The organism is Chryseobacterium caseinilyticum, assembly GCF_014837145.1.
GTDB lineage: Bacteria > Bacteroidota > Bacteroidia > Flavobacteriales > Weeksellaceae > Chryseobacterium > Chryseobacterium caseinilyticum.
Window position 1 is genome coordinate 58,736 of sequence record NZ_JACYFS010000008.1, and the last position, 12,880, is coordinate 71,615.

A 12,880-nucleotide genomic window follows, 5' to 3' on the forward strand; every position below is an offset into this window, starting at 1 on the left:
GAAACAAAAGCGTAATACAATGAAAAAATTAATCATAACATTAATCATATTGTCGGCTACTCCACTGTTTTCGCAGGTAGCAATAGGCAAAAACTCAACTACTGCAGGATCTAATGTTTCTCTGGAATTCTATGATAATGCAGACAACCAAAAAGGAATAATTGTACCGTGGGTATCCACTGTTGCAGGAAATCCTGTTGCTTACAATGCAACAACGGGTGCAGGTTACCGAGGTATGCAGGGAACAGTGGTCGACGGAACGATCATTTTTGACCTTTCGGACAAAAAGATGAAATACAGAAAGGCAGGCAACTGGTTTGACCTCACAGGCAGTCCTACTTTTCCTTTAACTGTAGAGGATGCCAACAGTACTAATGTCGTTTTTACACAGTTCAATGCCATTAATTCTTCACTACAGGATAATATTAAAGAACAGGAAAATGCGAAGGCTGCGATCGGAGCCAACGGTACTACCGATACTACTGCAGGAATTCTTGTACTGACGGATACCGACAAGGCCATGGTGTTACCAAAAGTGGCAAGTCCACATCTGAATATAAAGAATCCCTCGCCGGGACTGATGGTTTACGATACTGCAAAGAGACAACTTGCTGTGTTCAACGGAACAGTATGGAGTTTCTGGAAACCTTAGCTTACAATTCAATACTTATTCACTGTAATTTTAATAAAAATGAATACAAAAATAATTTCAATCCTATCATTTCTTCTTTTCATATTTCTCTTCAATCCGCTTCGTGGGCAGCAAAATACACCGCCATTTTTTGCACATTTTGAGGGCATTGGTTTTGTAGGCACAGGATCAACGAAAAATATGAAACTCTCGATGGTGACTATTGGGAGTACACATCCTGAAAACTTTAAAGTCGAAAACAACAAAGCTTTTGTGGGGAAAAATGGGGTGTATAAAATCTCGGTTTCCAGTGGGGTGACAGGCAATGATATAGCATCACAGGGATTAGGATACGCAGTGTACGTTAACAACATCTTAGTAGCGTCGGCTACTTCATCAACCATTCCTACGACAGGTATTTATGAGATTCAGAAAAGCCTAAATCAGGGAGACGTTATCGTAGTGAGTGTAACAAAAAACTTTGACTTTCCATCCGATGCGGGAGAAAACAAAGTTTATCTGACCAAGATTTGAGTTTAATTTTCACTGAAATCAAATTCTAATCACTTTTGTTAAAGTTTAGCAGAAGTGTTAAAGCGGATAGATTTTTACATCTATCCGCTTCTTTGTGATATAATATTTACCTGATTTAATATATTTGTGATATGTTATTACATGACATCATTTTAAAAAAACTAAACTTATCAAACTGAATGATTCTGAAAAAATCTTTTCACATAAAAGTATTATTACTCTTCATGTTTCTGCTATGCATTTCGTGCAGTGACCCTCAGAAAGAGAGTGACAAAAAAATAGATTCGCTGATTCAAAAAGCACACAATGGTATGGTCACTTTAGAATATTTAAAGACGATAAAATACGCTAAAGAAGCAGAATCTATTGCCTTAAAAACGAATAACAAAAAAAAACTGCCTTACATTTATTTAGAATTGGCTCATGGTTTTTCCTCTCTGGAGTTTCAAAAAGAGAGCATTACTTATCTCAACAAAATAATAACGTTTGATTTCGATAAAAAACCAAAAGAATTCAAAGCCAGAGTGAACCATATTTACTCCTGGAATTATATGGAACTTGGTCTAGGTAAACAGGCGTTGGAATATAACAGAAAAAATGTTCTTTTACTTAAAAACAGTAAAGATTCGGTAGAACTAAAACATTTGGCCCAAACCTATGAGGACATAGCATTTCACTATTACGCGGAAGAAATTACGGATTCTTCTTTCTACTATTTTAAGAAACAGGAAAATATTCTCAGGAAATTTCCGGAAAAAGAAACGTTCTTAAGCAATGCCACCATTTACAGTATTAAAGGATATCTCTTTTTAGAACAGAAGAAACAGAAAGATTCTGCCAGGTTATATTTCCAAAAGGCTCTTGCACTAAGAAAAAAATACAATGACAATTATCTGGACCGTGAATATTTAGGTTTGGGTGAATGTAGTTTTTTGGAAGGTGACTATAATAAAGCATTAGAATATTATTTGAAAGCCGAAAAAAACATACAAGAAAAGAATGCTGAATTTAATGAAAACAATGACATTAACCAAGTATTGGCAAAGGTATATGAAGCACTGAACGATACAGAAAAGCAAACCTATTACTTAAAAAAAAATAAGCAGTTTAACGACAGCTTAAAAGTTGCCCACAAACAAAATACAGATGAAGCAGTAAGCTTAATGATGAACAAAAAAACGGAAGAAAACACTTCCGTTAAGAAGAATTATACAGCCTTATTAATTGTAATATTGGTTGCCCTTTCAGTAACAGGAATTTTTATCTACAGATATTTTAAAAAAAGAAAAATAGATTCTGACAAAACGGAAGAACTCCTCGTAGAAAAAGAAATTCTGCTTTCTCAGAAAGAAGAAGAAACACAGGATCTCAGACAAAAAGTAAACGAATCTTTTGAAGAAGTAGTACAGCTGGCCAAAGACAACAGCCCTGAGTTTTTTACCCGTTTCACAGAGGTTTATCCCGATGTTGTATCCAAATTACTGGAGAAGGATTCCCGACTCCGTGTAACAGAACTGACATTATGCGCTTACTTTTACTTAGGATTTACCTCAAAAGATGTGGCTTTGTACACCTTTAAAGCTGTGAATACCGTAAGAAACCGCAGACAGAATTTAAGAAACAAATTCGATATCCCTGCTGACAAAAACATGGAATTGTGGCTGAAGAATCTGTAAAACATCTGATACTTTTTAAACTGAAAACTTCAACAGATTGAAACAGTTTTCAGACAGATAACCAATCTTCCATATCAACTTACTGTTAATTTAAAAGACTATGAAAGTATTTTTAGTATTTTTGTCAAAATTTATTAAAACATACAATTTTGAATATTACGATAGTAGGAACGGGGTATGTAGGTTTGGTTACCGGAACCACACTTGCAGAACTGGGAAACTCGGTGTACTGTGTAGATATCGATGAAAAGAAAGTAGAAGGCATGAAGCAGGGCATTGTCCCGATCTATGAGCCGAATCTTGAAGAAATGTTCCTCAGAAACATACAGTCAGAAAGACTGTTTTTTACTACAAATCTTAAGGAAGCTTTGGATAAAAGCGAGGTTATATATCTCGCATTGCCTACTCCGCCTGGTGAAGACGGATCTGCAGATCTTTCCTACGTTCTGAAAGTTGCCAATGATATTGGTGAAATGATGACGGAATATAAAGTTATCGTAAATAAAAGTACCGTTCCCGTTGGTACTGCAGACAAAGTAAGAGAAACTATTTCTGCAAAAACCAATATCAGCTTTGATGTAGTATCCAACCCTGAATTTTTACGCGAAGGTTTTGCTGTAGAAGATTCTATGAACCCTGCAAGAGTGGTTGTAGGAGCAAGTTCAGAAAAAGCAAAAGATATTATGGCTCAAATCTACCAGCCATTTACCAATACCGGAATTCCTATTATATTTATGGATGAGAAATCATCTGAATTAACGAAATATGCATCCAACTCATTTTTAGCGGTAAAAATCACGTTTATGAACGAGATTGCCAACTACTGTGAAAAAGTGGGTGCCGATGTCGATAAAGTGAGACTTGGCATGGGCAGCGACGACAGAATCGGCCACCGTTTCCTTTTCCCAGGAATCGGATATGGCGGAAGCTGTTTTCCTAAGGATGTTAAAGCTTTAATTAAATCAGGAAAAGATGACGGATTTAATTTCCAGATTTTAGAGGCTACCGAAAATGTAAACACTTCTCAGAAAGTAATTCTGGTATCTGAAATTGAAAAATATTTCAGAGGAAACCTTGAAGGAAAGAAAATTGCGGTGTGGGGACTTGCATTTAAAGCCAACACAGACGACATCAGAGAAGCTTCTTCTTTAGACAATATAAAACTTCTTCTTGAGAAAGGTGCACAAATCGTTGCATACGATCTTATTGCTGAAGAAAATGTAAGAAAACTTTTAGGCGACAAAATATCCTACGCCAATACCATGTATGATGCACTGGAAGGCGCAGACGCATTATTTATCGCAACAGAATGGCCAGAATTTAAAAATCCGAATTTTGAGATGATGGCTAAAAAAATGAACGGTAAAGCGATATTTGATGGCAGAAACATGTTCCCGCTGGAAATTCCTGAGCAGAATGGATTTTTCTATAAATCTATAGGAAGGAAAACTGTTTTGCGAGAGCCAGAGCAAAAGTAAGAAGAGTCATTCAGAAGAGCCAGGGTAAAAGTAAAAAGAGCCAGGTGCGAATGAACTGGTTTGATACCGGAAACCGGAAGTTTGGAATCGACGAAGGGTTTCAATCTTAATATCTGCAGGTGAAACCTGTGGTAATTGACAAAAAAAATATTCAGAACCCGATAGGGTTCAACAATAATAACCATGGATGAAACCATGGATGAAGTACAAAAACAAGTCGGAACCCGGCAGGGTTCAATATGAATAACTGCAGCTGAAATCTGCAGGAAATGCATAAACACTATGAAAAACATTATCATCACCGGAGGTGCCGGTTTCATTGGTTCACACGTTGTTCGTGAATTTGTAAAAAACAATCCGGATTCTAAAATCATCAATCTTGATGCGCTGACCTATGCCGGAAATTTAGAAAATCTAAAAGACATCGAAAACGAACCCAATTATGTTTTCGAAAAAGCAGATATCACCAAACCTGAAGAATTAAGAAAGGTTTTTGAAAAATACAATCCTGATGCTGTGGTGCATTTAGCCGCTGAATCTCATGTTGACAGAAGCATCACAGATCCCAATGCATTCATCAATACGAATGTGAACGGAACTGCAAACCTGCTGAATCTTTGTATCGAATTCTGGACTTTAAACCCGGATCACACGCACGGAAGATTTCCAAATGAGCCAAGAAAAAACTTATTTTACCACGTTTCCACAGATGAAGTGTATGGAAGTTTAGGGGAGACAGGCTTCTTTCTTGAAACAACGCCTTACGATCCGCAATCTCCTTATTCTGCATCAAAAGCTGCTTCAGACCACTTGGTAAGAGCTTATGGAAATACTTATGGAATGCCGTTCATCCTATCCAACTGTTCAAACAATTATGGGCCGAACCATTTCCCTGAGAAGTTGATCCCACTTTGCATTTCAAATATCATCAATGAAAAACCATTACCAATCTACGGTGACGGAAAATATACAAGAGACTGGTTATTTGTAATCGACCATGCCAAAGCTATCCACCAGATTTTCAATGAATCTAAAACCGGAGAAACATACAATATCGGAGGTTTCAACGAGTGGCAGAATATCGATTTGGTAAAAGAGCTTATCAAACAAATGGATGAAAAGCTTGGAAACCCTGCCGGACATTCAGAAAAATTAATTACTTACGTAAAAGACAGACCGGGTCATGATAAGCGTTATGCTATTGATGCTACAAAACTAAATAAAGATTTAGGCTGGAAACCATCCGTTACTTTCGAACAGGGATTAGGAAAAACTATTGACTGGTTTTTGGAAAACAAAGAATGGCTGGAGAATGTAACTTCAGGTGATTACAAAAAATACTACGAAAAGCAATATTCTTGATGATAAAATCTATTACAGTTTTAATATTGCTCACCTTAGGACATCTTACTTTTGGACAGGAACTCATACTTCCTCCTGTATCGATGGAGAAAGATGATGTAAAAATCGCCTTAATGAATAAATTTATTGAAGTAAGCAATTATGAAAAATCTTTAAAAAAATACGTTTCAGAATATCTATGGCTCCATTCTGAAGAACTTAAACTTACAGATGTTCAGGAAGAGCAGATAAAAAAGATTTTTGATTATAAAACTATCGCTCAATATTTTACATACTCCTCCTTAAAAAGGGTTGAAAATGATAAAATTTCTAAACTCAATGATTTTTATACAGCAATTGACGGAAGCCTGGACAAGGAACATTCAATTTTCATTAGCAATTATTACTATTGTAAATTACTCAATGATAACATATTGATGTATGTAAAACACACTAAAAAGAAAAACAAATGAAGGGAATAATACTCGCCGGGGGATCCGGAACAAGACTTTATCCACTGACAATCGCTGTAAGCAAGCAGCTGATGCCGGTGTACGACAAACCAATGATTTATTATCCGCTGTCAACATTACTGTTGGCTGGGATTAAAGATATTTTAATCATCACCACGCCACACGACCAGGAAGGTTTTATTAAACTTTTGGGTGACGGTTCGCAGATCGGGTGTAATATTGAATATAAAGTTCAGCCAAGTCCGGACGGTCTGGCTCAGGCATTTATCCTGGGCGAACAGTTTATCGGAAACGATGCTGCTGCTTTGGTTTTAGGAGATAATATCTTCTACGGTTCTGAAATGGGAACCTTGTTGAAAAACAAAACCAATCCGGACGGAGGCGTTGTTTTCGCCTACCACGTTGCCGATCCTGAAAGGTATGGTGTGGTAGAATTTGATGAAAATCTGAAAGCAGTTTCCATTGAAGAAAAACCGACTCAGCCAAAGTCAAATTACGCTGTTCCGGGATTGTATTTCTACGATAACGAAGTAGTGGAAATTGCCAAAAACATTCAGCCTTCTCCACGTGGCGAACTGGAAATCACCGATGTCAACAACGTATACCTCAGCAAGGGAAAACTGGAAGTAGGTGTGCTCGACAGAGGAACGGCCTGGCTCGATACCGGAACTTTTGACTCTCTAAATGATGCTTCAGAATTCGTAAGAGTTATTGAAAAAAGGCAGGATTTTAAAATCGGATGCATCGAGGAGATCGCTTTCAGAAACGGTTTTATCAACGAAGAAAAACTGTTGGAAACGGCTGCCAAATATGGTAAAAGCGGCTACGGAGAGTATTTGAAGAAACTGATAAAGTAGCAGTAAGCGAGTGCAGTAGTGGGTTAGTGGTATACTATTTTAGTTATTGATTAACTCCACTTACACTTGGATCTTTTTACTTTTGCCTTGGCTCTTTTCCTCCTCCTGCTCTATACTTTTAAAAACACTAAATTTGCACGAAAAACTCACTCAAATGAATGAACCACAGCAACAGTGGACAGATGTATTAGAATCCAAAGACTCCTTATTCCGGCTTAATTTAAAAGAAGTCTGGCAATACCGCGACCTCGTATTTATGTTTGTGAAAAGAGATTTTATTTCCTCTTTCAAACAGACGATCCTAGGGCCACTCTGGTTTTTTATCAACCCGATCTTAACAACCATTGTTTTCACCCTCGTTTTTGGAAATATAGCAAGTTTACCTACAGACGGCATTCCGCCGGTATTATTTTATCTGGCAGGAAACACACTTTGGGGCTACTTCAGTACAACAATGCTCAGCGTTTCCGGAGTTTTCACAGGCAATGCTGCAATTTTCGGAAAAGTTTACTTTCCAAGACTGGTAACGCCGATCTCTACGATAATCTCGAGTTTTATGCGTTTAAGCATTCAGTTGGTATTATTCTTCGGAGTTCTCGGATATTTTGTTTACAAAGGTGAAGTTCAGCCCAATTATTGGGCACTGTTTTCTCCTGTGCTCATTATTTTTCTGGCTCTGTTTTCACTCGGTCTGGGAATGATTTTTTCCTCACTGACTACAAAATACCGTGACCTGTCACTTTTACTGGGTTTTGGTGTAAGTCTTTTTATGTGGTTCACACCTGTTATTTTACCTACGACTCTCGTTAAACAAAAATTAGGCAGCTACGCATTTATTGCAGATCTTAATCCGCTGACACCGATATTTGAATGTTTCAAATATGGCTTTATCGGCTCGGGAGACTTCAATATGCCAAGACTTCTTATGAGTTTTAGTTTCATTATCGTTGTATTATTTTTGGGGTTGATTATATTTAATAAGTCTGAAAAATCCTTCATCGACACGGTTTGATAATGGGTAATGAGTAATGGGCAATAAGTAATGAGTGATGCTGCTCGTATTAATCTCAACCTGCTTTTTTACTCTTTATAATTTAAATCCTGAATTTTAAATCTTAAATCTAAAGAACATGCTTGCTTTAAAAGCGGAAAACATATCAAAACAGTACAGACTCGGAATGGTGGGAACGGGAACCATAACCCATGACCTTAACCGCTTCTGGCACAGAATGAGAGGTAAAGAAGATCCCTATCTGAAAATTGGCGAAGCCAACGACAGAACTTCGAAAGGCTCTTCAGAATACGTTTGGTCACTACGGGACATTAATTTTGAGATTGAGCAGGGCGACGCCGTTGGAATTATCGGAAGAAACGGTGCAGGAAAATCTACACTCCTGAAAATCCTGAGTAAAGTGACCCAGCCAACCACAGGAAAAATCTACACCAACGGAAGAATTGCCTCACTGCTTGAAGTAGGAACCGGCTTTCACCCTGAGATGAGTGGCCGCGAAAATGTTTTTCTCAACGGAGCCATTCTTGGAATGACCCAAAAGGAGATCAAAAGAAAGTTTGATGAGATTGTAGATTTCTCAGGTGTAGAACGATATATTGACACCCCTGTAAAAAGATATTCTTCGGGAATGTATGTACGTTTAGCGTTTGCTGTTGCAGCACACCTGGAATCTGAAATATTGATTGTGGATGAGGTTTTGGCAGTGGGTGATGCAGAATTTCAGAAGAAATGCCTGGGGAAAATGAATGATGTTACTAAGGGAGAAGGAAGAACGATTCTGTTTGTCAGTCACCAGCTAGCTGCTATATCAGCACTATGTAATAAAGGAATTCTACTTCAAAACGGACTCATTAAAGAAAATGGACTAATCGGAAATGTTATCAATAGATATATTGATACAGGGGTAACATCGTCCGGCAAATATAAGGCTGATCATATTGAAGAAAATACTATAAATGAAGTCACCATAATAAATAAATCTGGCACTCCTACTAACAACTTCAATTTTAACGAAGAGATTTCAATTAATTTTAAATTTAATTTAGATTCAAAACTTGCAGGAAAAACAGAAATTAGCTTTAGGGTAATTGATAAAAGAGAAAAAACTGTTTTTACTTCAGAAAAAAATGTCGCTTCTTTTGACTCCTATAATGATATGTATAATATCACATCGACTATCCCCTCAAACGTCCTTGTACCAAATCAATATAAATTAGTGATAGCATTACATATTCCAAATGAAAAAATATTGTCGATAATAAATGAAGAAGTAAGTTTTAATATTGAAGAAACAGGAACGGATTTCCATAAGTATAATGGGAATGACTATGGATGTGTGTTTATATCATGTAAATGGATAGATAAATAAGTATGATTTTAAAAATTATAGCAAAACTCTTTAATTCGCGACTGATTTACAAGAACCCACACATTCCCGTTTATCAGCGAGTTAAAACCATTCCTCAACAAAACCCCACTTCGCCTTACTTAAAATGCCCTGAGTCATCATCGACAGAAGGACTGGTTTTAACAGTAAGAAAACCAAAAAATTTAATTTATTTAAGTGTTGGCGAAAATTCTTGTGTTCAGGGAAATTTTGTAATTGAATCCGAGAAAGGATCTATTGAAATAGGAGATAGAACATTTATTGGCGGAGGACAATTTATCTGTACAGATCAAATTTTTATCGGAAATGATGTTATGTTTTCATGGGGTTGTACTGTTGTTGACAACAACTCACACTCAATTTATTGGAAAGATAGACAAAATGACGTAACAGATTGGAAAAAGGGTTTAGATGAAAAAAGAGTTGGAGCCTATAAAGATTGGAGTAACGTTAAAGAAGAAAAAGTAATCATAAAAGATAAGGCTTGGATTGGTTTTAATTCAATAATTCTAAAAGGTGTTACTATCGGTGAAGGATCGATTGTTGGAGCTGGAAGTGTTGTAACTAAAAGCGTTCCTGATTGGACAATTGTAGGAGGAAATCCTGCAAAAATAATTAGACAGATTACTGAAGACGAAAGATAATATGACTTGGGAAGAAACAATACAGTATATACGGACGAAGCCAGAATATAAGTTTTTGGTTGAAAAAGCATATTTTGAGGAAGACTTGTCTCTTAATGTTGAAAGATTTAGAGAAAGCAGTGAATATCATGAAACATTAAAAGAAATAAAAAAATATGCTCCATCTGCAAAAAAAATATTAGATATAGGCAGTGGTAACGGCATCACCTGCATTGCACTGGCTTTAGATGGATATGATGTAACTACTGTGGAACCGGATTCTAGTGACACTATAGGTGCAGGAGCGATTAGAAAGCTGAAGGAACTTTACCATCTTCAAAACATTAAAATCTACGAGGCATTTGCAGAAGAAATCAAGTTTCCTGATGGAGAATTCGATATTGTTTATGCCCGTCAGTGTATGCATCATGCGTATCACCTCCAAAAATTCGTAGGAGAAATGAGCAGAGTTCTGCGAAAAGACGGATTATTTTTTACTGTAAGAGATCATGTAATATATGATGAAAAGGACAAGCAGTGGTTTTTAGAAAATCATCCATTACAAAAATATTATGGAGGAGAAAACGCATTTACATCAGATGAATATAAACATGCGATAAACAAAGCTGGATTAGATCTTCAAAAAGAAATGAAATTTTTTGATTCTGAAATCAATTTCTTTCCCGAGACACCTGAAAGTATAGTAGAAAGAAAACGAATATTTGATAATACAATAAAAAGTAAGTTATATTATAAAATATTTTCAGCTAAAAAAAATTCTAAAATAAATGATATGCTGACTGACTCGGAGAAATTAATCCCCGGCAGAATGTACTCATACGTAGCTATTAAAAGATGAAAATACTTATTATCGGTTCAAAAGGCTTTATTGGAAGACATGCATACAAATATTTTCACGAAAAATATAGTGAGACATATGCTGCTGATGTAGCAACAGACTATGTTGATAAAAAATATTTCCTCTTAGATTCTACAAATAGTGATTTTAATGAGATTTTTGAAGCAGTAAAATTTGACATTTGTATAAACTGTAGCGGAGCCGCAAGTGTCCCAGATTCTCTTCACAACACATTGAGAGATTTCAATCTAAATGCACATAATGTTCTAAAAATTGCAGATAGTATCAAAAAGCACAATCCCGACTGCAAACTCATCAACCTGTCAAGTGCTGCAGTATATGGTAATCCAAAATTTTTACCTATCTGTGAAACCGACGCAATATCTCCAGTATCTCCATATGGTTATCACAAAAAATTCGCAGAAGAAATCTTAGAAGAATATTATCAATTGTTCAGGATTCAGTCGTGCTCGCTCAGAATTTTTTCAGCGTATGGTGAAGGCTTACAAAAGCAACTTTTATGGGATGTTTTTTCTAAATCACAAACTCATGAAAACATCACATTATTTGGTACTGGAAGAGAAACCCGTGATTTTATTCATGTACAAGATATTATACAATGTATTGATTTGATAATCGACAAAGGATCTTTTAAGGCTGATGTTTACAATATTGCAAATGGTGAGCAAATAAGCATTAAATCTATAGCTGAATCTTTGCTCAAGAACTTACGATTTATTGGAAAACTTAGTTTTTCAGGAGAAGAAAGAGAAGGAGATCCACTCTATTGGGTTGCTGACATTATGAAAATAAAAAACTTGGGGTATCAGCAACAAGTTAGTATTTCAGATGGAATAAAAAACTATGTAAAATGGGCAGAAGATTTAAAGTAATAATCAATTATAACTATGATGAAAATTGGATTGGTGGTACATACTATGTTGAAAACCTAATCCACGCTCTCAATCTACTTTCAGATGAAGAACAACCAGCATTATATATTAAATCGAATAACATTAATGCTACAGAAATTCTCTTTAAAAAAACTGCATATAAATATCTAACAGTTCATACAACATATTCAAATCTGTCCAAAATAAAACGTGCCTTAAACAAATTTTGTAAACAAATTTTCCAGAGAAATATCTTTTCGCCATTTGAGCAATATGATTTAGAATTTCCCGGTCTTTTTTCCGAAAAAGAAAACTTTAAAAACAAACTATTCTGGATTCCTGATTTTCAGGAGAAACATTTGCCAAATTTTTTCACACCAGAAGACATTAGCTATCGTGACTCCATTTACACAACTATTCAAAATTGTGCCTATGCAGTAGTTTTTAGCAGTGAAGACGCTAAAAAAGATTTTAACCTTTTCTATCCTCACGCAAAGCCAAAACAATTTGTGTTAAATTTTTCTACACATCACCAAATTGATATTCTACCTCAAAAAGATATTGTTTTGTCAAAATACAGAATTAAAAACGATTATTTTTTGTGCAGTAATCAATTTTGGACACATAAAAATCATATTGTTATATTAAATGCCATTAAAGAACTTAAGGACAAAAATATAGATATCACAGTAGTTTTTACAGGGAAGGAATCTGATTACAGAAATCCAGACTATTTCAAAAATTTGCAATCAGCAGTAGTAGATTTAGATATTGCATCAAATGTAAAATTTTTAGGATTTATATCTCGCGAAGATCAAATAGTTCTATTGCAAAACTGCCTTGCAATAATTCAGCCATCGTTATTTGAAGGATGGAGTACAGTGCATGAAGATGCAAAGGCTGAAAATGTATTTATTTTGGCCTCTGATATTAATGTAAATTTGGAGCAACTAAAACATTATCCAAACAAAAGATTCTTCGATCCTCACAACCCAGCGGATTTATGTACAAAGATTCAATTAGGAAACTTCTCAAAAACCAGTTTTAATTATTTGGATAGTCAGTTAAGCTTTGGAAAAAACTTTACAGACATTATAAAAAAAATTATTCGCTAAA

The 12,880-nt window shown here is 35.7% G+C and carries 13 protein-coding genes; all 13 read left to right on the forward strand.

Features of this window, described 5'->3' with window-relative positions:
- Nucleotides 1–19 precede the first annotated feature (19 nt).
- The 13 genes from IC610_RS17945 to IC610_RS18005 all read left to right on the forward strand — a co-directional run bounded on the left by IC610_RS17945 (nucleotide 20) and on the right by IC610_RS18005 (nucleotide 12,879).
- Nucleotides 20–652: a hypothetical protein gene (locus tag IC610_RS17945; protein WP_191738067.1), complete on the forward strand. Its 633-nt coding sequence runs from the start codon at nucleotides 20–22 to the stop codon at nucleotides 650–652.
- Nucleotides 653–691: 39 nt separating this feature from the next.
- A complete protein-coding gene (locus IC610_RS17950; protein ID WP_191738068.1) occupies nucleotides 692–1,165 on the forward strand; it encodes a hypothetical protein in 474 nt (157 codons plus the stop codon).
- Nucleotides 1,166–1,476: 311 nt separating this feature from the next.
- The gene (locus IC610_RS17955; RefSeq protein ID WP_191738069.1) at nucleotides 1,477–2,841 is read left to right on the forward strand and encodes a tetratricopeptide repeat protein; all 1,365 of its coding nucleotides are present in this window, start codon (nucleotides 1,477–1,479) and stop codon (nucleotides 2,839–2,841) included.
- A gap of 149 nt (nucleotides 2,842–2,990) precedes the next feature.
- Nucleotides 2,991–4,319 carry a UDP-glucose dehydrogenase family protein gene (locus tag IC610_RS17960; RefSeq protein WP_191738070.1) on the forward strand — a complete coding sequence of 443 codons (1,329 nt, stop codon included), beginning with the start codon at nucleotides 2,991–2,993 and terminating at the stop codon, nucleotides 4,317–4,319.
- Between the two features lie 282 nt (nucleotides 4,320–4,601).
- Nucleotides 4,602–5,681: a dTDP-glucose 4,6-dehydratase gene (gene rfbB, locus IC610_RS17965; RefSeq protein WP_191738071.1), complete on the forward strand. Its 1,080-nt coding sequence runs from the start codon at nucleotides 4,602–4,604 to the stop codon at nucleotides 5,679–5,681.
- Nucleotides 5,681–6,133, forward strand: coding sequence for a hypothetical protein (locus tag IC610_RS17970; protein ID WP_191738072.1), 453 nt, complete (start codon nucleotides 5,681–5,683; stop codon nucleotides 6,131–6,133). Before rfbB ends, IC610_RS17970 begins: the two co-directional genes overlap by 1 nt.
- The gene (gene rfbA / locus IC610_RS17975) at nucleotides 6,130–6,990 is read left to right on the forward strand and encodes a glucose-1-phosphate thymidylyltransferase RfbA (protein ID WP_191738073.1); all 861 of its coding nucleotides are present in this window, start codon (nucleotides 6,130–6,132) and stop codon (nucleotides 6,988–6,990) included. Before IC610_RS17970 ends, rfbA begins: the two co-directional genes overlap by 4 nt.
- Nucleotides 6,991–7,144: 154 nt before the next feature.
- Nucleotides 7,145–8,002 carry an ABC transporter permease gene (locus IC610_RS17980; protein ID WP_191738074.1) on the forward strand — a complete coding sequence of 286 codons (858 nt, stop codon included), beginning with the start codon at nucleotides 7,145–7,147 and terminating at the stop codon, nucleotides 8,000–8,002.
- Nucleotides 8,003–8,120: 118 nt separating this feature from the next.
- Nucleotides 8,121–9,371 carry an ABC transporter ATP-binding protein gene (locus IC610_RS17985; protein ID WP_191738075.1) on the forward strand — a complete coding sequence of 417 codons (1,251 nt, stop codon included), beginning with the start codon at nucleotides 8,121–8,123 and terminating at the stop codon, nucleotides 9,369–9,371.
- A 2-nt stretch (nucleotides 9,372–9,373) separates the two neighbouring features.
- Entirely contained in the window at nucleotides 9,374–10,033 is a 660-nt protein-coding gene (locus IC610_RS20200; RefSeq protein ID WP_317173452.1) for an acyltransferase, read from the forward strand.
- Nucleotide 10,034: 1 nt separating this feature from the next.
- Entirely contained in the window at nucleotides 10,035–10,871 is an 837-nt protein-coding gene (locus IC610_RS17995) for a class I SAM-dependent methyltransferase (RefSeq protein WP_191738076.1), read from the forward strand.
- Nucleotides 10,868–11,764 (forward strand): NAD-dependent epimerase/dehydratase family protein, encoded by an 897-nt coding sequence (locus IC610_RS18000; RefSeq protein WP_191738077.1) that lies wholly within the window; start codon nucleotides 10,868–10,870, stop codon nucleotides 11,762–11,764. Before IC610_RS17995 ends, IC610_RS18000 begins: the two co-directional genes overlap by 4 nt.
- Nucleotides 11,743–12,879 carry a glycosyltransferase gene (locus IC610_RS18005; RefSeq protein WP_191738078.1) on the forward strand — a complete coding sequence of 379 codons (1,137 nt, stop codon included), beginning with the start codon at nucleotides 11,743–11,745 and terminating at the stop codon, nucleotides 12,877–12,879. The genes IC610_RS18000 and IC610_RS18005 overlap by 22 nt, the downstream gene beginning before the upstream one ends.
- Nucleotide 12,880 lies beyond the last annotated feature (1 nt).